The sequence below is a fragment of the Microbacterium sp. CIAB417 genome, assembly GCF_022788845.1.
In genome coordinates, this window is record NZ_JAHZUT010000001.1 from 402950 (window position 1) to 423771 (window position 20822).

The following is a 20822-nucleotide window of genomic DNA, read 5'->3' on the forward strand; positions in this document are numbered from 1 at the left end:
GTTCAGCGAGCAGGGACAGCCTACCTTCCCTGACCAGGGATTCCCCGAGACCGCCGCGGTGCGCCCGAGGGATCAGCCCTGTCCGGGGAGCGTCGGGATCACTCCGGTCTGCGCTGCGTCGATGTTCTCGCGCCAGGATCGCGACTGCCCGGCGCGCAGCGCGCACAGCACGAGCATGAACCAGCCGAGGTTCGCGAGCGTGAAGCTCTCGAACATCGAGTCGATCGCGAGCGTGACCAGGATCAGCGGCGTCCATGCGTACACGACCGAGCGGCGGGAGCTGGCCACCAGCCACGAGCGCACGAGGGCGATCCCACCCAGGAGCAGGAAGAGCACGAGGCCGGCCGCGCCGAGTTGCAGCAGCACGTCGAAGTAGGCGTTCAGTGCCGTCGCGTGCTGCTGGTCGAGCAGGTAGTTCAGGTAGTTGAACGGGTATTCACCGCGATGCCACGGGCCGAACCACCCCCAGCCCTGCAGCGGTTTGATCGCCACGAAGTCGAGGATCCGGTTCCAGAGATCCGCCCGCATCGTGAAATCGGATCCGGCCCCCAGCCACGCGATGATCGGATGCCGAAGCACGAAGGCGAGCGCGAGAGCGACGGTGACGAGTCCGGCGAGCACCCACTGCACCATGGCTCGCCGGGCCGGCGCGGTGTGACGGACGATGGTGAGCGCTCCGGTCGCCACACCCACGCCGACCGCGAGGACGAGCACCGTGGGGGAGGCGGAGAGCAGCGCGAGGAACGCCGCGAGGGCGATCGAGGGCACGGCGATCGGCGACGTCACCGACTGCGTGCGCCATTCGATCACGAACGTGATGAGCGCCATCACGGCGACGAAGCCGAGCATGTTGCGGGTGCCGAAGATGCCCTGGATCGGCCCCCCCGCGGCCAGGGCGCCCTCGATGCCGAGGAAGGTGAACGGAAGGTCCAGGAGCACCCCGGAGAGGATCTCCATCCCGAGCGAGACCGCCAGGAGTACGCGCAGCGTGTCCCCGATCGCGCGGACGGTCTGCAGGGTGTCCCGGATGTGCCCGATCGTGATGGCGAGGACGGCGTATCCGAGGAGCGAGAGCCACGCGAACACCGTGTCGGAGCGGTCGGTGCTCCAGATGACGCTCACGAGCGCGAGCGCGAGGAAGGCGATCAGCGAGGAGGGTGCCAGTCGCAGCAGCGACAGCTCCTCGCGGCGCACGACGAGGATGGCGATCCCCACCGCGCACAGCGCGAAGACGATCGTCGCGAGGGTGACCGTCGAGGTCATCCGCTCGATCGCGAAGGACGCGAACACCGCCACCAGCGCCGCCAGGGTGAACGCCCTGGCCATCTCGACCGAACCGAGCAGGCGCGCGAGCCCGCGGCGTGCGCTCATGGCACCCGCCGAGACCGACGACCGTGCTCGGTGACCCGTGCCTGTTCGCTGAGGCCCACGCCGACCAGCGGCACCGACTTGATCTTGAACGACAGCAGCACCAGCAGCAGCCACCCCCACAGCATGATCGGCGTGGACTCGCTCAGCCCCTGCACGAGGAGCACGGTCGTGAACAGGGCCGGCAGCAGCGTCAGTGGGGAGTACGGTCGGTCGGCCCGCAGATCCCAGCGCGGCCGGTCCACCGCGAAGAACCACGCCCGCCAAAGCAGCGCCCCGTACGCGACCGCCATGAGGACCGCACCGATGATGCCGAGCTGGAACAGCACGTCGATCCACATGTTGTGCGCGTGGAACACCGTGATGCCGTGATCGGTGATCCAGCCGTCGAACGCCGGATCGGTCGGGATCCAGGGACTCGAGAATCCGAGACCGATCACCGGACTCGTCGCCGCCCGTTCCAGCACGGCGGCCCAGATCAGGTCGCTGCGGCCGGTGAGGTCGGCCGTGCGTCCGAGCGCCGCCAGGATCGGACGGTGCAGCAGTGCGGCCCCGAGGACGAGGACGGCGAGGATGCCGAGGCACCAGGCGTAGACCTTCGCCCGAGCGCGCGAGGTGCTCGTGCGGCGGATCAGCAGCGCGATCGTGAGCACTGCCGCGGCGGCGAACGCGCAGATCCAGGCGGTCGCCGAGGAGGCGCGCACGAAGAAGAACGCGGCCAGAAGCATCCACAGCGCCAGCGTCGTGCGCCAGCGGGCGCCGAGCGCGAAGCGCACGCCGAACGTGATGAGCGCGAACAGGCAGATGAAGGCCAGCAGGTTCGCGTTGCCCACGATGCCCTGCAACCGCCCACCGTCGAACAGATTGTCCCGCACCCAGTACCACTGCGGATCGATCGAGCCGTCCGGGAGGGTCACGAAGTTGGGCAGGATCGGTCCGTGCACGATCAGCGACGCCCACAGCTCGATGGCCAGTGACAGGGCGAGGATCCACTTGAACGCGGAGGCGAGCGCGCGACCGATCTCCTGCCAGTTCAGCGCATGGGCGATGAACAGGGCGTTCACGGTGACCGCCGCCAGCAGCACCCACGTGGCCAGGGTCGGCACCCGCCACCCCGACCAGACGACCGACAGCAGGGCGAACGCGGTGTAGCCCAGAGCAGCCCAGGGCAGGCGGCGCCAGGCGAAGGGGGCGGGCCGGGAACGCGCGAGCATCGGGATCCCGATGCCGAGCGTCGCGAGGATCAGCACCGCGATCACGACGGCGGCGCCGAGCTGTCCCAGCAGGTTGTAGACGGCGGAATGCGCGAACGTGGCGATCAGCACCAGCACGATGTAGCCGCGCAGCAGCAGATGCCCCGTCGACTCGCGCTCCGGCGCGGCGGGCGGGGCCGTCACGGGATGCTTCGTGTACTGCGCCATCGTGACTCAGGCTACCGCGCACCATCCGGCCTCCGCTGTGACGGGCGGGCATGGCTCTACGCTGGGGGCATGCTGCTGAGTCTCTCGAATGCACCGCGCGACTACGCATGGGGATCGACCACTCTCCTCGCCGACCTGGAGGGGCGTCCGGCTTCGGCCGCGCCGGAGGCCGAGGTGTGGTTCGGAGATCACGCGTCGGACCCTGCGGAGCTGGACGACGGCCGGACGCTGGATGCCGTCACCGGTGGGTCCCTGCCGTACCTGCTGAAGCTCCTCGCCGCCGCCGATCCGCTGTCGATCCAGGTGCACCCGACGATCGCGCAGGCCCGGGACGGCCGCAGGCGCGAGGCATCGCTCGCGGCCGACGACCCGCACCGCAACTACCGCGACGACAACCACAAGCCCGAGCTGATCGTCGCCCTCAGCGAGCGCTTCGAGGCGTTGGGAGGACTCCGGCCCGTGGATGCCACGCTCCGGCTGGTGGAGGCGCTCGGCGACGGCCGCGGTCCGGCGGAGCTGCGTGCGCACCTGACGGGCGCCGACGGGCTGCGCGGCGCGATCGCCTGGCTGCTGTCCGGTCGGGCTCAGGACGCGGTCGACGACGTCATCGGCGCGCTCGAGACGGCGTCCTCTGCGGAGTTCGAGGACACGATCCACGCGATCCGCACGGTCGCGGAGCGCAACCCGGGGGATCCGGGCGTCGTCGTGGCGCTGCTCATGAACCACATCGTGCTGCGTCGGGGCGAGGGCATCTTCCTGCGCGCCGGGCTTCTGCACGCCTATCTGTCGGGGCTCGGCGTCGAGATCATGGCCGCGAGCGACAACGTGCTGCGCGGCGGGCTCACCCCCAAGCACATCGACGTGCCTGAGCTGCTGAGCGTCCTGGACGCCACGCCGGGTAACGTGCCCGTGCTGCGCCCCGCAGACGGGGCCGTGACGGAGTACCCGGTCGAGGTCGACGACTTCGCCCTGCGCCGGGTCACGCTCGACGGCGCCCCGGTCGCCGTCGATGTGACCCCTCCGGCGATGGTGCTGGCGACCGCCGGCTCGGTCACCGTGGCCGGAGCGGATGCCGTGGCGCACGCGGTCGCGGTCGGCTCGGCGCTGTTCTCGGCCGACGAGGCCGTGCTCACGCTCGCGGGGACCGGCGAGGCGTTCATCGCTCAGCCGGGCTGAGCCCGCCCGATCCGCCTCTCCGACACGCCCGGCGCGACACGCCGACGAGGCTCCAAGAACCTTCAAGAGTCGCTTGAGGGTTTATTCTCCGCGACTTGACCGCGGCGAATGACACGGGTGTAATTAGTGGAGCACGGCCCGGTGGGGGGCAACAGACAGGGCAAGGGAGAGCGACATGACGGGTTACCGTTCCGACGTTCCCGACAACTGGTACGTCGATCCAGTGAACCTCGGGGTCCCCGGGGTCCGTCGAGTCGATACCGACGAGGACAACGCGCTCGCCTGGCAGACCGACGCGCTGTGCGCACAGACGGATCCGGAGGCCTTCTTCCCCGAGAAGGGCGGCTCGACCCGCGACGCCAAGCGCATCTGCGCCTCCTGCGACGTCCGCGGCGAATGCCTGGAGTACGCGCTCGGCAACGACGAGCGCTTCGGGATCTGGGGCGGACTGTCCGAACGCGAGCGTCGCAAGCTCAAGCGCCGCGCCAGCTGACCCACGGCTTCGCAGGCGCGCCGGGCGCTTGAGCGCAGCCGCGCCGATCCGCGCCTAGGCTGGCCACGCCATGCCAGCCCGACTTCACGCCGTCATCGTCGCGCGCTCCGGCGCGACCGCCCGCGCGCAGCTGCTTCGCACCCTCGAGGCCCTCCAGGCGCAGACCCGTCGACCCGATGCCGTCACCCTCGTGGTGTGCGGCGACGTCACGACCGCCCGCGAGAGCCCGGCTGTCGCCGCGATCGCCGAGGGGATCATCGAAGCGCGCCACACGACCTCCTTCGCAGACGCCGTCGCGCTCGGTGCCGCGCGGGTGCCCGACGGCAGCGCCGTGTGGCTGCTCACGCACGACAGCGCCCCGGATCCGTCGGCGCTCGCGCAGCTCGCGGGAGCCCTCGAACGGTCGCCGTCCGCGGCGATCGCGGCGCCCAAGCTCGTCCGCCAGGGAGCCGAGCGCGAGATCGTCTCGTTCGGCGTCACGATGACCACACTCGGGCGCTCCGTGGAGCTCGCCGCCGGGGAGCTCGACCAGGGGCAGCACGACGGCGCCGACGAGGCGCTCGGGTCCGACATCCGTGGCATCCTGCTGCGGGCCGAGGTGCGGCCGCACCTGAAGATCGACGAGGCGCTCGGCGGCGCCGACGAGGGACTCGACCTCGGCGTCCGTGCCCGGCTCGGCGGAGGCCGCGTCGTGCTCGCGCCGGCCGCGCGCATCCGCGTCGAACCGGACGGACCGGCGGCTCTGCCGCAGCGGCCCTCCGCGCGCGCCTACGTCACGCGCCTCGCGCAGCTGCACCGCCGGCTCGTCTACGCGCCCGCGGTCGTGGTCGCACTGCACTGGCTGAGCTTCCTGCCCCTCGCGCTGTGGCGGACGATCGTCCACCTCATTGAGAAGCGTCCAGCGGCCGTGCTGCCGGAATGGGGAGCGGCGGCGACCGCGATGGTCCGCTTCGGCGCCGTCGCCCGCGCGCGCGGCCGCATCCGCGCCTTCCGCTCGGCGGGATGGTCGAGCATCGCGCCGCTGCGCGTGACCGGCGCCCAGTTGCGTCGCCGCCTCGACGACGGTCACGGCAGCGAACGCGGCGCGGTCAGCGAACTCCGCTTCTTCTCCGGAGGCGGGGCATGGGCCGTCCTCGCGGCCGGGCTCGTGAGCGTCGTGGCGTTCACGTCCCTGCTGGCCTGGCGCGACCTGGCGGGCGGCGGTCTGCTGCCGATGCGCGACACGCTCGCGGGCCTCTGGCAGGACGCGACCTGGGGAACGCGCGGTCTCGGCGTCGACGTCACGGGACCCGCCGATCCCTTCGCGGCCGTGCTGGCGGTGCTCGGATCGCTCTGGCCGGCCGGCCCCTCGTTCTCGCTGGTGCTGCTCTGGCTGCTGGCGCTGCCTCTCGCGGTCCTGGGGGGCTGGTTCGCCGCGACCCGTGTGACGGACAGGCCGGCGCTGCGCATCTTCGTCGGCGTCGTGTGGGCTCTGGCCCCGACCTTCCTCACCGCCCTCATCGACGGGCGACCCGCCGCGGTGATCGTGCACCTGCTGCTGCCGTGGCTGTTCCACGCCGCGGCCGTCGCGCATCGCTCCTGGGGGGCGGCGGGCGCGGCATCCGTCCTGCTGGTCGGCGTGGTCGCCTCCGCACCCGCGCTCGCCCCGGCTCTGCTCATCGTGTGGGCGATCGCCCTCGTCATCGTCCTGGTTCAGCGGAGGCTGCGCGGCGCCGTACGGCTGATCTGGGTGCTGATCCCGACCATCGTCATGTTCCTGCCGCTCGCCGTGCGGCGGCTCGGGCGAGGCGAGTTCCTCACGATCCTCGCCGACCCGGGCTACATCTGGCAGGGACCTCAGGCGACCGCGGACGCCGCCGGACGGCTCCTGCTCGCGACCGGATTCCCCACCGCCGATCTCGCGTCCTGGACCGACGTGCTCGATCCCGCCGTCGCCGCCTGGGTTCCGCTGCTGCTCGCCCCGTTGGCGCTGCTGGCTCTCGTGTCTCCGCTGGCACCGCGTCGTCGCGCCGGATTCGTGCTCCTCGTCATCGCGCTGTCGGGCCTCGCCACCGCCATGCTCGCCGTCGGGATCGCGGTCAGCTTCTCCCAGGGGACCCCGGTGCCGATCTGGCCGGGCTCGGCGCTCAGTCTCGCGTGGGTCGGCGTCGTCGGCGCCGCTGCCGTCGCTCTGGACACGCTGATCGCCCTTCCCCGCCTGCGCACCGTCGCGGCCGTCGCCGCCGGCGTCGCGCTCGCGATCTGCGCCGTCCCGGCGCTCACCGCTCTGCACACCGGGCACAGCGCCGTCGTCGAAGGGTCGGGGAGCACGTTGCCCGCGCTGATCGCCGCGAACGCGCGAGGGGACCAGCAGCTCGGGACACTGGTGATCACACCGCTCGGAGAGGACAGCATCGCCACGCGTGTCGTCTGGGGATCCAGCGACACGCTCGGAGCGCAGACCACCATGCTCAGCACGGCCACCACGGTGCAGGGGACGGACGTCAGCGCGCTCGCCGTGGACCTCGTCTCGGCGCGCGACTTCGAGGCGGCGGCCGAGCTCGCCGAACTCGGGATCGACTTCGTGCTGCTCGACGAGCTGCCGTCGGCTTCGGACGACGGTGCGCAAGGATTCCGCCTGGACGCCGTGATCGCGCTGGATCAGCGCACCGGCTTCGTGCGCGCCGGGGATGTGACCGGCATCGGCACGCTGTGGCGGCTCGAGGACTCCGGCGATGCCCCCGCCAGAGCGGAGTTGAGCGACACCGAGCACGGCATCGCGCGGTCGGTCACGACGCTCCAGCTCGTCGTCGTGTTCGCCGCCCTCCTGCTGGCTGTCCCGACGCGAGCGTCGCGCCGGGCGGCGAAGGCGATCTCCCGCGTCGTCGGCAAGGTGCCCGAGGAACCGCCGACGCCCATCCGGCGCCATGGCGGCGATGACGCCCGCGTTGCGGAGCACGCGCACTCGGCGGTGGTGGAGCATCCGCCGACCGAGGCCGAGAACGCGGATGCCGATCCGGGTGGGGATTCCGGGGCGTCCGTGTCCGCGACGACCGACGGCTCCGGCCCCTCCGATGCCGATCCGGTGCGGGATGCTGCGGCATCGGCGCCCGCCGCAGACACCGAGGACGGTGCCGGAACCGTGGTCGAAGGGTCGGACGACGCGGTCTCCTCGAACGACGACGCGGTCCGACAGGACCGCGCGGCGGAACCGGCGGAGAGGCCCGAGAATCCCGAGAAGCACGAGGAGGACCGATGAAGACGGACAAGCGCACGGTCACCGTCGTCGCGACCGGGGCACGGCTCCTCGTCGGCGCCGTGGTCGCCGTGGGATGCGTCGCCGCGACGATGGCGGCGACCGTGGCTCCGTGGCCGGTTCTTGCACACACCCCGGCCTCGACCCAGGTCAGCACGGTGCCGGGCGACCCGGTGCTGGTGTGCTCCGGGCCGTTCCGGGCGCTCGGCCGCGATGCGCAGAGCGCGCAGCAGATGGAATCCGCAGGCGAGGGCCGGGTGACGGTCGATGGCGACCCCGTGTCTCCTGAACGCACCGTCATCGCCACGCCTGAAGTGTCCGGCGACGGAGCCGCGGTCTTCACCGGCGCCGTCGAAGGGCGCGAGAGCGCGGCCATCGCCGCATCCGAATCCCTGCAGCTGCAGGAGGAGGACCTGTCCGGTCTCGCGGCCTCGGCATGCGCCCCCACGAGCACCCAGTCCTGGATCGTCGGGGGCTCGGTCGACACGGGCGCCAATGACGTCCTCGTGCTCTCCAATCCCGGCGCCGTGCCCGCGACGGTCACGCTCACCGTCTACGGCGGGGCGGTGAACCCGACGACGACGGTGGTCCCGGCCCAGACCCAGGTCGCGCTGCCGTTCGCGTCGATCGCCGCCGGTGCCGAGGACCCCGTCGTGCGCGTCACGGCCGAGGGAGCGCCCGTCCGCGCCGTGCTGCAGTCCGCGCTGACCCGCATCCTGGACCCCGCGGGCGCTGACCTGCAGGGATCGGCCGGTGAGGCGTCTCGGACGCTGAGGTTCGCCGGGGTGCAGGTGGTGGCGCCGAGCGAGGGCACCGCCACTGACGCCATCCGCCTGCTGTCCGCGGACTCCGACACCGAAGCTCGCGTGGTGGTGCGCGACGACGAGGGCGACATCGCCGCGGAGTTCTCGGTCCCGCTCACGGCGGGGACACCGCTCGACGTCGCGCTCGCCGACCTCGAGATCGACACCTACAGCGTCGAGGTCACCGCCGAGGCGGATGTCATCGGCGCCATCTGGCAGAGCGAGGGTGCCGCCGCCGGAACCGACTTCGCCTGGATGACACCGGCGACACCCCTCACCGGGGAGAACCTGTTCGCGGTTCCGTCCGGGCCGGCGCCGAAGCTGCACCTCGTCAACAGCACCGATCAGGACGTCAGCGTGATGCTGGCCGCGCCGGGCGGCGGCGAACGCGAGGTCATCGTGCCGGCGGGGGCCGCGGAGCTCGTGACGGTGCGCGCGTCGACCGTGTACACGCTTGCCTCGGACGGCGAGGTCGTGGCCGCTGTGACGATGACGGGAGAAGGGCGCCTCGCGGGATGGCCGGTCTTCCCGAGCCGCACCGATCAGAGCGAGATCACGGTCTACCCCTGAGGGCAGTCCTGGCTCAGCCCTCGGGGCCCAGTTCCCACGGGTCACGGCCGACGAACTCGGCGGCAGCGCGGAACACGGCGCTCTCGACCGAGATGCGCCGGTGCGCGGCGTCGTCGTGACCGGGCGGGAGGAATCGTTCGATCGGTACGCGGTACAGCACGATGCGCCGGGCGTTCCGGTCGATCGCCCAGCGCGGGACGAGACCGGATCCGTCGTCCCCGATCGGCATCGCGCCGATCTCGAACCGCACGTCCTCGAGCTCCGGCCAGGTGCCGCGCAGGAACTCGACGGCGGTGCCGACCGAGAGGTCGAATCGGTCGATCCGGCCCTCCAGAGGGGGAAGCGGCGGACGGACGACCTCGCTGCGCCCGAGCCGTCCGTGCCGTCCGTGCCTGCTTCCCCTGCGGGGAGCGGTGCGAGCGGGGCGGCGACGAGGCATGACCAAAGTCTAGGCCGCCGGGCGCGGCATCCGCTCGGGGCCGGGGGAGCGGTCTAGCCTGGAGCGGATGGACGAGAGACTCTGCTCGAAGGTGGGCTGCGCTCGCGAAGCGGTCGCCACGCTGACCTACGACTACGGCGACCAGATGGCCGCGCTCGGCCCGCTCGGCGGGTCCCGGCATCCGAATGCGCACGACCTGTGCGCCCAGCACGCGGATCGACTGTCGGTCCCGGCCGGCTGGATCGTCGTGCGGCACGAAGCGTTGCGCGCCTGAGACCGATACCGCGGGCGACGCGCCGCCGAGTGGAGCGTTGTGCCGATATCGCGGGCGACGCGCCGCCACGTAAATGAGTACCCGGTAAACAGTTCCCGGCTATCCTGACCCGGAGTGCGTCAGAGCGTCGCACCCGGAAAGGCAGCAGCCGTGGTCGTCTGGCGTCGTTGGGTTCTCCCCATCCTCCTGCTCATCGTGTTCGGCGCCTGTGCGGCCGCCCTCGTCAAGCTGGCGTTCTTCCCCGACAGCAGCCAGGCGGTCGTCGCTCCCGAGGCCGCAGTCACCGATCCGATCGTGTCCGTCGAGCGGGCGTCGGTGGTCAACGAGCTCACGCTGAGCGGCACCATCGCCCGTGACGAACCGGTGGTGCTGCGCGGCGACGTCAACGGCGCGGTCACCGAAGTCCACGTGCGCGACGGCGCGACCGTCCAGGCCGGCCAGAAGCTCTTCACGGTCAAGCAGGAGGACCCGCGCCGGAACGTCGACATCGTCGCCCCCGAGGCGGGCGAGATATCCGAGATCGCGCTCGTCAAGGGCCAGATGACGGCGGTCGGCGAGCAGATCGCCACGCTCAAGCCTGCGCGCTATCACGTGCTCGCCACCGTCGAACCCGTGCAGCTCTACCGTCTGGTGGGCGCGCCGAGTGAAGCGACCGTGACGATCACCGGCGGACCCGCGCCGTTCTCCTGCACGGGCGTGCGTGTCGAGGTATCCGACGAGGGAACGGCCAGCGTACGGTGCACCGTCCCCTCGGACCAGACGGTGTTCGCCGGGCTTCCGGCACAGCTGGATCTCGCGCTCGGACAGGTGGACGACGCGCTCGTCATCCCCGTCACTGCCGTGCAGGGCGGCTCGGGTTCGGGCGTCGTGTGGGTCGATGCCGGCGACGGCGGGGAACCCGAGGAGCGCCCCGTCACCCTTGGCGTCAACGACGGCACCATGGTCGAGGTCACCGAGGGACTCGCCGAGGGCGACAGCATCCGGCAGTTCGTGCCCGGATTCGCCGCCCCGGTCGAGGAGGTCTGCTACGAGATCGAGCCGGGTGTCGAGCAGTGCGACAGCGGGATGAGCTGGTGAGCCTCGTCACGCTCGAGGACGTCACCAAGAGCGTCACGCTCGCCGACGACTCCCGCCTGGAGATCCTGCGCGGCATCAGCCTGGACGTCGCGGCGGGCGACCACGTGTCGATCGTCGGTCGGAGCGGATCCGGCAAGTCGACCCTCCTGAACATCCTCGGGATGCTCGACGCCCCGACGACCGGATCCGTGGCGTTCGAGGGCACCCCGGTCCGGCGGATGCGCACCGGAAGGCTCGATCGTCTGCGCGGCGCGAACGTCGGGTTCGTCTTCCAGCAGTTCAACCTGCTCGCCGGCCGCACTGCGCTCGAGAACGTCATGATGCCCCTGGGCCACGCGTCCGGCCGGCTGTTCTGGCGTCGCCGCGACATCGCCACCGACATGCTCGAGCGCGTCGGCCTCGGGCACCGGATCGACCAGATCGCGGACCGGCTCTCGGGTGGCGAGCAGCAGCGCGTCGCCATCGCACGCGCCCTCGTGCGCCGTCCCGTGCTGATCCTCGCGGACGAGCCGACCGGCGCCCTCGACATCGACACGGGCGCGTCGGTCATGGCGCTGCTGGACGAGGTCGCCACCGAGACGGATGCGGCGCTGGTGACGATCACGCATGACCTGCACGTGGCCGCGCGGGCTCGGCGGCATTATCGCCTGGACGCGGGCCTGCTCGCACCCGCAGACCTCACGCGCGCCTTCGAGGCGTCCACCCTCGCCGAATCGGTGCCCGGAGCGGGCGCATGACCGCCCTGTTCGGCGCGCTCTCCGACGCGTGGGCGGAGATCCGCGTCCACAAGCTGCGCGTGCTCCTGAGCCTGATCGGGATCGCGGTCTCGGTCGCGGCGCTGACCGCTGTCGTCGCGTTCAGCGAGTTCCAGCAGCAGTATCAGGCCGAACAGTCCGACCGGTGGGGCGGTCGCGTCGCGACCATCGCCGTGTCGCCGTACAGCGAGGACGGCGGCGCGGTCGACGTCGACGCCTTCGACGCCCACTTCCAGCAGGTCGGGGAACGCTTCGGATTCTCGCACTCCGCGCGCAACGTGCAGGGGATGACCCTGCCTGTGCAGCTCCCCGACGGCGTGACCGAGATCCCCGCGCGCCTGGTCGACCCCGCGTTCGCGCAGATCCATCGCGAGAGCCTGCTCGAGGGACGCTGGCTGCGCGACTCCGACGTCGAGGCGCTCGCGCCCGCCGTGGTGATCAGCGAACCGCTGTGGGATCGACTCGGCCGGGTGCCGCTCTCGCAGCACCCGCTGCTGACGGTGTCCGGGCCGGCGGCCGGCACCTACCAGATCGTCGGCGTCACGCCGAAGCAGGGCGTCTGGGACGAGGAGCCGCGCGTGGATCTGCTCTACGACGCCTACCGCGCCAGGGTCGACAGCCTGCCCGAGGGCCTCGCACCGACCTACGAGGTGTGGGTCGGAGAGGAGCAGGCCGCCGAGATCGGCCCCGTGCTGGCGATGGATCTGCGCGCCGGACTCGCCGACGGGCAGGACCTGTCCGTCACGAGGACCGACTGGGCCTCCATGTCCGGGGCTCAGGACGCGATGCGCACCTTCGAGCTCATCACCGGGGGCATCGCGGTGCTCATCCTTGCCCTCGGCGCGCTGAGCCTGATCAACATCCAGCTCGTCGCGATGCGCCAGCGCGTGCGGGAGATCGGCGTGCGCCGCGCCTTCGGAGCCACGGGCGCTCGCGTGTTCACCACGGTGCTGCTGGAGAGCCTGGTCGCCACGACGGTCGCCGGCATCATCGGCATCGCCGTCGTCGTCGCCCTGCTCCGATCGGAGTGGATCGTGACGAGCATGTTCCAGGGCATCCAGGACATCCCGCCGTTCCCGATGAGAGCGGCGCTGACCGGTCTGGTCGCCTCGGTCGTGGTCGGCGCCGTGGCCGGGTTCATCCCGGCGCTCGTCGCTCTGCGCGTCAAGGTGATCGACGCCATCCGCTTCTGAGGCTCAGGCGCCGATCGAGCGCCCGGACAGACGCTCGGCACGCTCATCGGCGATCTGCAGCGCACGCCGCTCCCGGCCGCGGCGGATCACGGTGATGGCCGCGAGCACCTGCTCCGCGGGGGCGATCGGACGAGGCGAGACGAAGGGCAGGGCCTCCGCGACGAGCTGATCCGCGATCCGCGCTCGCGCTTGGGGCATCATCTGCGGCGCGGTGCGCAGGAACTGCGAGATCCGCCGGGCGAGGCGATCCGGCAGGCGCGCCACGTCCGCGACCCCGGCCCATTCCGCGAGCATCGGAGGCAGAGCGGGCTCGTGCGGCACGAGCTTCGGCGTGCGCACGCGCTGGCTGTAGGTGCCGGCGACCAGATCGCCGAGGCGCTGGGACCGGGCCGTGAAGGCGCCGGTGAGCAACGCCACGGACCCGAAGGTCATGTAGATCTCCAGCACTCCCAGGAGGGCCCGGATGAACGCGTGACGGAATCCGGTCGCGCCGCCGTCCACGCGCACGATGCGCCCGCCCACGGCGAGCTTGCCGAGACTCCTGCCGCGCAGGGACACCTCCAGGGCGACCGGGACGACGACGAAGCAGACGACCATCGACGACACGTTGAGGATGCGATCGATCGCATCGTCGATGAGGCCGGCGTCGAGCATCCAGATCCGCAGGAACAGGAACAGCACGTACAGGCCGAACGACAGCGCCATGTCGATGAGGGCGCCCAGGACCCGCAGGAAGAAGCCGAGGGGCTGCACGTCGATCGCGACCGCCTCGCCGGACAGGACCTCTTCGCTCGCTTCGATGGGCGTGGACATGAGTACAGTTAATCAGGTGGATGCCGACGCCCTCAGCGATGCGCGCCGCACGGAGTGGGAGCGCCTCGACGAACTCAGCCGTGCGCGTCTCGACGACGGCGACCGTGTGGACGAGCTGATCGTCCGGTACCGCGCGGCATCCGCCGACCTCGCCGAACTGAAGACCTCCGTGGGGGAGTCCCCGCAGAGCGCGTACCTGTCCACGATCCTGGCGCGTGCCCGTCTGCGGCTCACCGGAGCAGGCGACAGCGTGCTCACGCAGATCACCCGCTTCTTCGTCGATCAGTTGCCTGCTGCGCTGTACCGCGTGCGCTGGACGACGCTCGTCATCGCGCTGGCGTTCATCGCGATCACCGTCGGGACGGCGGCCTGGATCTCGGCGGACCCGAGCCTGGTCGCGACCCTCGGGGAACCGGATTTCCTCGAGGCGTACGCCGAGGAAGAGTTCACCCAGTACTACACCGAGAACCCGGCCGCCGTGTTCGCCGGCATGGTCTGGACGAACAACGCCTGGCTCGCCGCCCAGTGCGTCCTGTTCGGCGTCACCGGCATCTGGCCGGTGTACATCCTCGTGCAGAACGCCGTCGGGCTCGGCGTCTCGGGAGCGGTGATGGCCGCGTACGACCGGGCGGACATCATGGTCCTGTACATCCTCCCGCACGGGATGCTGGAGATGACCTGCCTCTTCGTCGCCGGCGCCGCAGGGCTGCATGTCTTCTGGGCGTGGGTCGCCCCGGGGCATCGTTCGCGCGGCGAGGCGCTCGCACAGGAGGGACGGTCCCTGGCCACCGTGGCGATCGGCCTGGTCTTCGCGCTGCTGCTGTCCGGGCTGGTCGAGGGGTTCGTGACCGGTTGGTCGCTGCCGTGGCCGGTCAAGATCGGGATCGGCGCGGCCGCGCTCGCCGTGTTCCTCATCTATATGCTCGTCGTGGGCGGTCGCGCCCACCGCCGCGGTCAGACGGGCGACCTGCTCGAGTACGAGGCCGGCACGCCGCGACTGGTCGCCGGCTGACGGCCCCTCGACACGAGAACGCCCCCGCCGGCCGAGACCGACGAGGGTGTTCGCGAAGGGGATCAGATCTTCTTCGTGCCGTCGAACAGTGCCTTGTACGCGAAGCCCGCGATCAGGGCGCCGACGATGGGGAACACCAGGAACACCCACAGCTGCGAGAGCGGGCCGACACCGCCGTAGATCGCCGCGGCGATCGAGCGCGCCGGGTTCACCGAGGTGTTGTCGACCGGGATGCTGATGAGGTGGATGAGGGTCAGGGTGAGACCGATCGCCAGACCCGCGAACGGCGTGCCGCGCTTGGAGTGCGTGGTGCCGAGGATCACGAGGAGGAAGATCGCGGTCAGGATCACCTCGATGATGATCGCGGATCCGATGCCGAACCCGCCGGGGGAGTGCTCGTCGAACCCGTTGCTGGCGAACCCGGCGTCCTGTGCGCCGGTCAGCCAGCCTTCGGGGCCGAACTGCCCGATCAGGAACAGCAGCGTGCTGGCGACGACGCCGCCGACGATCTGCGCCACGATGTAGGGCAGCACGTCCTTCCAGCCGATACGTCCGGCCGCCGCTGCGCCCAGCGTGACCGCCGGGTTGAAGTGGCCGCCCGAGATCGGACCGAAGGCGTATGCGCCGACGACGACCGTGAGTCCGAACGCGAGCGCGACCGCGCTGTAGACGGCGGCGTTCGGCGCAGGCTCGGTGTAGAGGTTGGAGGCGAACAGCGCGGTGCCGACGCCGCCGAAGACGAGGAGGAGGGTGCCGAATCCTTCGGCGGCGAGCTTCGCGCCGAGGCTGGGCACAGCGGACGGTGAATCGCTCATTTCTGTGTCCTTTCGAGTGCGCCGGATCCGCTGACCCGGCGTGAACATGATTCCGCTGTTCACAGAGAACTTTCAGGAGGCGCGCCGGGGGTTCATCAGGGATTCCGCGCAGCGATATATCGGCGGAAGCCCGCGTGGCGAGGTTTTCTTGAATGATTCAAAACAAGTAGGATGGAGCCATGCCCCTCACCCGCACAGACGTCGACGGCGCCATCCGCGACGCCGGACTGCGCGTGACGGAATCGCGCCGCGCGGTCTTCGACGCGCTGCAGGAGCACCCGCACGCCAGTGCCGAGGACATCCACGCCGTCGTCCGGCAGCGCGTCGAGTCCACCAGCCTCCAGTCGGTGTACAACGCGCTCGGGGACTTCGCCGCCGCCGGACTCGTGCGCCGCATCGAGCCGGCCGGCCATCCGATGCTCTTCGAGCTGCGCGTCGACGACAACCACCATCACCTCGTCTGCACCCGCTGCGGCGCCGTCGAGGACGTCGACTGCGCCACCGGCCACGCGCCGTGCCTGGTGCCGAGCGATGCGCACGGCTACCGCGTCGCGGTGGCCGAGGTGACGTACTGGGGCCTGTGCGCCTCGTGCGCCGCCGACGAAACCTGAAACCTGCCCCCACACCGGAAGGACAACCATGACCGCTCACGACCAGGTGCCCGGTATCGGTGACGACGTCACCGGCATCGACCAGTCCAAGACCGTCATCGACGAGCCCGTCGAGGCCGACGAGGCGGGAACCTGCCCCGTCATCCACGCGCAGCCGCACCCGACCATGGGGTCCGCGAACCGCGTGTGGTGGCCCGAGCAGCTGAACCTCAAGATCCTCGCGAAGAACACGGCGGAGCGGAACCCGCTGGGCGTCGACTTCGACTACAAGGCCGCGTTCGAGGCGCTGGACCTGGATGCCGTGAAGAAGGACATCGAGGAGACCATCACCGTCTCGCAGGACTGGTGGCCCGCGGACTTCGGCCACTACGGACCCCTCATGATCCGCATGGCCTGGCACAGCGCGGGCACGTACCGCGTGACCGACGGACGCGGCGGCGGCGGAACCGGTCAGCAGCGTTTCGCGCCGCTGAACAGCTGGCCCGACAACGTCGGCCTCGACAAGGCGCGCCGCATCCTGTGGCCCGTCAAGAAGAAGTACGGGCGGTCGCTGAGCTGGGGCGACCTGATGATCCTCGCCGGCAACGTCGCGCTCGAATCGATGGGCTTCAAGACCTTCGGCTTCGCCGGCGGACGCATCGACGCCTGGGAGCCGGACGACGACGTGTACTGGGGCCCGGAGACCACCTGGCTCGGCGACGAGCGCTACTCCGGCGACCGCGACCTCGAGCGTCCGCTCGCGGCAGTGCAGATGGGACTGATCTACGTCAACCCGGAGGGCCCGAACGGCAACCCGGACCCGATCGCCTCGGCCCGCGACATCCGCGAGACGTTCTCGCGCATGGCGATGGACGACGAGGAGACCGTCGCGCTGATCGCCGGCGGCCACACCTTCGGCAAGACGCATGGAGCAGCCCCCGACTCCAACCTCGAGGACAACCCCGAGGCGGCCGGGCTGGAGCGCCAGGGCCTGGGCTGGAAGAACAACCACGGCACCGGCAAGGGCGACGACCAGATCACCAGCGGTCTCGAGGTCACGTGGACCTATCACCCGACCCGTTGGGACAACGAGTTCTTCCACATCCTGTACGCGTACGAGTGGGAGCTGTTCCAGAGCCCGGCTGGCGCGAACCAGTGGCGGCCGAAGAACGGCGGCGGCGCCGACATGGTTCCGCTGGCGCACTCGAACGGCCGTCGCGAGCCGCGCATGCTGACCAGCGACCTGGCACTGCGCTTCGATCCGATCTACGGACCGATCTCCGAGCGCTTCAAGGACGACCCGGACGCGTTCGCCGATGCCTTCGCTCGCGCCTGGTTCAAGCTCACCCACCGCGACATGGGGCCGCGCAGCCGCTACGTCGGCACCGAGGTCCCCGCCGAGGAGCTCATCTGGCAGGACAACGTCCCGGCCGTCGACCACGAGCTCATCTCCGACGCCGACGCCTCAGCGCTCAAGGCGAAGGTCCTGGAGTCCGGCCTGTCGGTCGCCGACCTCGTCTCGGTCACGTGGGCCGCGGCATCCACCTTCCGCGGCAGCGACAAGCGGGGCGGCGTCAACGGCGCCCGCATCCGGCTCGCCCCGCAGAAGGACTGGGAGGTCAACGACCCGCAGCGCCTGGCGCGCGTGCTGAACGTTCTCGAGGGCATCCGCTCCGAGTTCAACGCGGCGCAGACCGGTGACGTGCGCGTCTCGCTCGCCGATCTCATCGTGCTCGCGGGCAACGCCGCGGTCGAGAAGGCCGCGAAGGATGCCGGGGTCGACGCGGTCGTGCCGTTCCACGCCGGACGCACCGACGCCTCCCAGGAGCAGACCGACGTCGCGTCGTTCGCGTTCCTCGAGCCCGCCTCGGACGGCTTCCGCAACTACGTCTCGAAGGACGTGGCGGCGATCCCCGCCGAGCACCTGCTCATCGACAAGGCGAACCTGCTCACGCTGACCGCCCCGGAGCTCACCGTGCTCGTCGGCGGCCTCCGCGTGCTCGGCGCGAACTGGGACGGCTCGTCCTACGGCGTGTTCACAGACACCCCCGGCGTGCTCACGAACGACTTCTTCGTGAACCTGCTGGACCTCGGCACGACGTGGAAGCCGCTCGACCCGGGCTCGCATGCCTTCGAAGGCCGCAAGGAGGGCTCGGGCGAGCTCGTCGGCCGCGGCACCCGTGTCGACCTGCTGTTCGGCTCGAACTCCGAGCTGCGCGCGATCGCCGAGGTGTACGGCGCGGACGACGCCAAGGAGAAGTTCGTGCGCGACTTCGTCGCCGCGTGGGGCAAGGTCACCGAGCTCGACCGCTTCGACCTCGTCTGATCCGCTCGTACTCGGACGGCCCTCGCCTCACGGCGGGGGCCGTCCGCGTTTCCGGCGTGTTCGCCGCGTGGGGTCGTCGTGGATGCTGCGGGTCGCAACGCGGCGTCGATCGCGACCGGAGCGGTGCTCGTCGGGTCGGAAAGGAGACGGCTGTCTACAGCCTGCCGGCGGCCTTCAGCTCGAGGTAGCGATCGGCGATGCGCGGCGGCAGGCTCTCGGGATCGGCGGCGATCGCCTCTCCGCCCGCTCGGCGCACGGCGTCCGCGACGTTCTCGGCGTCCCGCAGCGTCCGCTCGGCGGCGGCGGCGAGGTACACCTCTTCCCGCGATCCGCGTCCCCGCGCGATCTCGGCGACCGACGTGTCGGTCACCGAGCCGACGAGCACGGTCGTGGCGCGTCCGGGGTTCGGAAAGGCGCCCAGGAAACCGCGCGCCGACTCCGCGGCATCCTGCGCGGTCAGCACGACGATCAGCGACGGCCGGGTCGTCAGAGACCGCAGCGACGCGAACGCCGCCGGCCAGTCCGTGTCGACCAGTCCCGCGTGCACGGGGGCCATGGCGTCGGTCATCGCGGGGAGCAGCGCTGCGCCGTCCACGCCGGTGACGCGTCCGCGCACGACCCGGTCGAACATCATCAGGTGCACGTGGTCGCCGGCCCGCGAGGCGAGCGCGCCGAGCAGCAGAGCGGCCTCGAGGGACGCCTCCAGACGCGTCCCGTCGCCGACGCGCGCGGCCGCGGTCCGTCCCGTGTCGATGAGGATGACGACGTGGCGATCCCGCTCCGGTCGCCACGTGCGCAGCATCGTGGTCCCGGCCCGCGCCGTGGCACGCCAGTCGATCGAGCGCACGTCGTCGCCCCGGACGTACTCGCGCAGCGAGTCGAACTCGGTTCCCTGTCCGCGGACCTGGATGCTGGTGTTGCCGTCGAGCTCCTTCAGCCGGGCGAGCCGGGACGGCAGGTGCTTGCGCGAGGTGAAGGCGGGGAGGACACGGACGGCTCCGCGGACGTCGTGCCTCGCCTGCCGCCCGGCCAGGCCGAGCGGACCCACCGAGCGGATCATGACGAACTCGCTCACCAGCTCGCCTCGGCGGCGCGGATGCAGCGGGATCTCGACCCGGCGCCGCTCGCCGGACGGGATGACGAGGCGCTGCCGTCGAGCGTCGGCGCCGGCCGTGGGCTGCCAGGCGTCGCGGATCACGGCGTGCAGCGTCCGCGAACCGGTGTTGTGCAGCGCGACGCTGACGGGGACCGGCTCGTTCAGCCGCGCCCTGGCCGGAACGCGGCGGGTCACGACGACCGAGCGCGCCGACGCGGAGACGGCCACGTCGACGGCGATCAGAATCAGGCACAGCAGGATCCAGCCGCCGACCACGGCCCACGCCGGAGCCGCCGTCGTCGCGGATAGCGCGACGACGGGGAGGATCCCCGCAGCGACCAGCAGCGGGAGGCGGCCGGTGACGAACACCTAGATCGGAACCCGGGTCTGCTGCACGACCGCGGTGAGCACGGCATCCGCCGAGACGCCCTCCATCTCGGCATCCGGGCGCAGCTGCAGTCGATGACGCCAGACCGGGACGAGCATGGTCTGCACGTGGTCGGGAGTCACTGCGGTCGACCCGTTGAGCCAGGCCCAGGCCTTCGCGGCCGCGAGCAGGGCGGTCGACGCGCGGGGGCTCGCTCCGAGCTGGACCGAGGGCGACTGGCGACTCGCGCGGGCCAGGTCGACGACGTAGCCGAGGACGTCGTCCGTGACGTCGACGCGGGCGGCGGCGTCCTGGGCGGCGCGGATCTCCTCGGCGGTGACGACCGCCTGGACGCCGGTGAGCGCGCGCGGCGAGAATCCTCCGGCGTGCAGGCGCAGGACGTCCACCTCGGCATCCCGCTCCGGCATCGCGACGACGAGCTTCATGAGGAAGCGGTCCAGCTGCGCCTCGGGGAGGGAGTAGGTCCCCTCGTGCTCGATGGGGTTCTGCGTCGCGGCGACGAGGAACGGATCGGGCAGCGGACGGCTCACGCCGTCGGCCGAGATCTGCCGTTCCTCCATCGCCTCGAGCAGCGCGGCCTGGGTCTTCGGAGGCGTGCGGTTGATCTCGTCCGCGAGCAGCAGGTTCGTGAACACGGGACCCTCGCGGAATTCGAACTCGCCCGTGCGCGCGTCGTACACGAGGGAACCGGTCACGTCCCCGGGCATGAGGTCGGGCGTGAACTGCACGCGCTTGGTGTCCAGGCCCAGCGCGCGGGCGAACGAGCGCACCACGAGCGTCTTCGCGACCCCGGGCACGCCCTCAAGCAGGACGTGTCCTCGGGCGAGCAGCGAAACGAGCAGTCCGGTCACGGTGCCGGCCTGGCCGATCACGGCCTTGTCGACTTCCTGGCGCACGCGGTGCATGGCCTGGCGCAGAGCCGCGTCGTCCACGGCGGTCGTCGGTGGGGTGGTCATGGGTTCCCTTCCAGTGGCACGG

General features: G+C 71.1%; 18 protein-coding genes. 11 read left to right on the forward strand and 7 right to left on the reverse strand.

Annotation, left to right across the window (positions count from 1 at the left end; genetic code table 11):
• Positions 1-72: 72 nt before the first annotated feature.
• Positions 73-1371: an O-antigen ligase family protein gene (locus KYX17_RS01985; protein WP_243224862.1), complete on the reverse strand. Its 1299-nt coding sequence runs from the start codon at positions 1369-1371 to the stop codon at positions 73-75.
• Positions 1368-2789, reverse strand: coding sequence for an O-antigen ligase (locus tag KYX17_RS01990; RefSeq protein WP_243224863.1), 1422 nt, complete (start codon positions 2787-2789; stop codon positions 1368-1370). Before KYX17_RS01990 ends, KYX17_RS01985 begins: the two co-directional genes overlap by 4 nt.
• Before the next feature lie 69 nt (positions 2790-2858).
• Between KYX17_RS01990 and manA the strand changes: the two genes are divergently transcribed.
• The 4 genes from manA (at position 2859) to KYX17_RS02010 (ending at position 9066) form a co-directional block, all read left to right on the forward strand.
• On the forward strand, positions 2859-3965 hold the full coding sequence (gene manA, locus KYX17_RS01995; RefSeq protein WP_243224864.1) for a mannose-6-phosphate isomerase, class I: 1107 nt from the start codon (positions 2859-2861) through the stop codon (positions 3963-3965).
• Positions 3966-4140: 175 nt separating this feature from the next.
• Positions 4141-4458 carry a WhiB family transcriptional regulator gene (locus KYX17_RS02000; RefSeq protein ID WP_243224865.1) on the forward strand — a complete coding sequence of 106 codons (318 nt, stop codon included), beginning with the start codon at positions 4141-4143 and terminating at the stop codon, positions 4456-4458.
• 70 nt (positions 4459-4528) lie between these two features.
• Positions 4529-7696 carry a glycosyltransferase gene (locus KYX17_RS02005; protein WP_243224866.1) on the forward strand — a complete coding sequence of 1056 codons (3168 nt, stop codon included), beginning with the start codon at positions 4529-4531 and terminating at the stop codon, positions 7694-7696.
• Positions 7693-9066 carry a DUF5719 family protein gene (locus tag KYX17_RS02010; protein ID WP_243224867.1) on the forward strand — a complete coding sequence of 458 codons (1374 nt, stop codon included), beginning with the start codon at positions 7693-7695 and terminating at the stop codon, positions 9064-9066. The genes KYX17_RS02005 and KYX17_RS02010 overlap by 4 nt, the downstream gene beginning before the upstream one ends.
• Positions 9067-9079: 13 nt before the next feature.
• Here the strand turns inward: KYX17_RS02010 and KYX17_RS02015 are convergent, their stop codons facing one another.
• Complete coding sequence (locus KYX17_RS02015) at positions 9080-9505, reverse strand: hypothetical protein (protein ID WP_243224868.1); 426 nt, start codon at positions 9503-9505, stop codon at positions 9080-9082.
• 67 nt (positions 9506-9572) lie between these two features.
• Here KYX17_RS02015 and KYX17_RS02020 point away from each other — a divergent pair, with 67 nt between their 5' ends.
• From KYX17_RS02020 to KYX17_RS02035, 4 genes are all read left to right on the forward strand, one after another.
• Positions 9573-9779, forward strand: coding sequence for a DUF3499 family protein (locus tag KYX17_RS02020; RefSeq protein ID WP_243224869.1), 207 nt, complete (start codon positions 9573-9575; stop codon positions 9777-9779).
• Between the two features lie 114 nt (positions 9780-9893).
• Positions 9894-10856, forward strand: a complete 963-nt coding sequence (locus KYX17_RS02025; RefSeq protein WP_243224870.1) for an efflux RND transporter periplasmic adaptor subunit — start codon at positions 9894-9896, stop codon at positions 10854-10856.
• Positions 10853-11593, forward strand: coding sequence for an ABC transporter ATP-binding protein (locus KYX17_RS02030; protein ID WP_243224871.1), 741 nt, complete (start codon positions 10853-10855; stop codon positions 11591-11593). Before KYX17_RS02025 ends, KYX17_RS02030 begins: the two co-directional genes overlap by 4 nt.
• Entirely contained in the window at positions 11590-12804 is a 1215-nt protein-coding gene (locus KYX17_RS02035; protein ID WP_243224872.1) for an ABC transporter permease, read from the forward strand. The genes KYX17_RS02030 and KYX17_RS02035 overlap by 4 nt, the downstream gene beginning before the upstream one ends.
• Before the next feature lie 3 nt (positions 12805-12807).
• Here KYX17_RS02035 and KYX17_RS02040 read toward each other — a convergent pair whose 3' ends face one another.
• Positions 12808-13617, reverse strand: a complete 810-nt coding sequence (locus tag KYX17_RS02040) for an RDD family protein (protein ID WP_243224873.1) — start codon at positions 13615-13617, stop codon at positions 12808-12810.
• Between the two features lie 16 nt (positions 13618-13633).
• Between KYX17_RS02040 and KYX17_RS02045 the strand changes: the two genes are divergently transcribed.
• Positions 13634-14629, forward strand: coding sequence for a stage II sporulation protein M (locus KYX17_RS02045; protein ID WP_243226157.1), 996 nt, complete (start codon positions 13634-13636; stop codon positions 14627-14629).
• A 62-nt stretch (positions 14630-14691) separates the two neighbouring features.
• On the opposite strand, the gene aqpZ is transcribed toward KYX17_RS02045, so the two are convergent.
• Complete coding sequence (gene aqpZ, locus KYX17_RS02050; protein WP_243224874.1) at positions 14692-15444, reverse strand: aquaporin Z; 753 nt, start codon at positions 15442-15444, stop codon at positions 14692-14694.
• A 179-nt stretch (positions 15445-15623) separates the two neighbouring features.
• Here aqpZ and KYX17_RS02055 point away from each other — a divergent pair, with 179 nt between their 5' ends.
• Both KYX17_RS02055 and katG read left to right on the forward strand, forming a co-directional pair.
• The gene (locus tag KYX17_RS02055; RefSeq protein WP_243224875.1) at positions 15624-16055 is read left to right on the forward strand and encodes a Fur family transcriptional regulator; all 432 of its coding nucleotides are present in this window, start codon (positions 15624-15626) and stop codon (positions 16053-16055) included.
• A 28-nt stretch (positions 16056-16083) separates the two neighbouring features.
• Complete coding sequence (katG, locus tag KYX17_RS02060; RefSeq protein WP_283818068.1) at positions 16084-18360, forward strand: catalase/peroxidase HPI; 2277 nt, start codon at positions 16084-16086, stop codon at positions 18358-18360.
• A 154-nt stretch (positions 18361-18514) separates the two neighbouring features.
• On the opposite strand, the gene KYX17_RS02065 is transcribed toward katG, so the two are convergent.
• Entirely contained in the window at positions 18515-19825 is a 1311-nt protein-coding gene (locus tag KYX17_RS02065; RefSeq protein WP_243224876.1) for a DUF58 domain-containing protein, read from the reverse strand.
• A complete protein-coding gene (locus tag KYX17_RS02070) occupies positions 19826-20800 on the reverse strand; it encodes a MoxR family ATPase (RefSeq protein ID WP_243224877.1) in 975 nt (324 codons plus the stop codon).
• Positions 20801-20822 lie beyond the last annotated feature (22 nt).

Bases quoted from the DNA above. Each gene is read 5' to 3' on its own strand.
- KYX17_RS02020 (WP_243224869.1), top strand. From the start codon at position 9,573: ATGGACGAGAGACTCTGCTCGAAGGTGGGCTGCGCTCGCGAAGCGGTC.
- KYX17_RS02055 (WP_243224875.1), top strand. From the start codon at position 15,624: ATGCCCCTCACCCGCACAGACGTCGACGGCGCCATCCGCGACGCCGGA.
- aqpZ (WP_243224874.1), bottom strand. From the start codon at position 15,444: ATGAGCGATTCACCGTCCGCTGTGCCCAGCCTCGGCGCGAAGCTCGCC.
- KYX17_RS02040 (WP_243224873.1), bottom strand. From the start codon at position 13,617: ATGTCCACGCCCATCGAAGCGAGCGAAGAGGTCCTGTCCGGCGAGGCG.
- KYX17_RS02070 (WP_243224877.1), bottom strand. From the start codon at position 20,800: ATGACCACCCCACCGACGACCGCCGTGGACGACGCGGCTCTGCGCCAG.
- manA (WP_243224864.1), top strand. From the start codon at position 2,859: ATGCTGCTGAGTCTCTCGAATGCACCGCGCGACTACGCATGGGGATCG.
- katG (WP_283818068.1), top strand. From the start codon at position 16,084: ATGACCGCTCACGACCAGGTGCCCGGTATCGGTGACGACGTCACCGGC.
- KYX17_RS02010 (WP_243224867.1), top strand. From the start codon at position 7,693: ATGAAGACGGACAAGCGCACGGTCACCGTCGTCGCGACCGGGGCACGG.
- KYX17_RS02000 (WP_243224865.1), top strand. From the start codon at position 4,141: ATGACGGGTTACCGTTCCGACGTTCCCGACAACTGGTACGTCGATCCA.
- KYX17_RS02035 (WP_243224872.1), top strand. From the start codon at position 11,590: ATGACCGCCCTGTTCGGCGCGCTCTCCGACGCGTGGGCGGAGATCCGC.
- KYX17_RS02015 (WP_243224868.1), bottom strand. From the start codon at position 9,505: ATGCCTCGTCGCCGCCCCGCTCGCACCGCTCCCCGCAGGGGAAGCAGG.
- KYX17_RS01985 (WP_243224862.1), bottom strand. From the start codon at position 1,371: ATGAGCGCACGCCGCGGGCTCGCGCGCCTGCTCGGTTCGGTCGAGATG.
- KYX17_RS01990 (WP_243224863.1), bottom strand. From the start codon at position 2,789: ATGGCGCAGTACACGAAGCATCCCGTGACGGCCCCGCCCGCCGCGCCG.
- KYX17_RS02005 (WP_243224866.1), top strand. From the start codon at position 4,529: ATGCCAGCCCGACTTCACGCCGTCATCGTCGCGCGCTCCGGCGCGACC.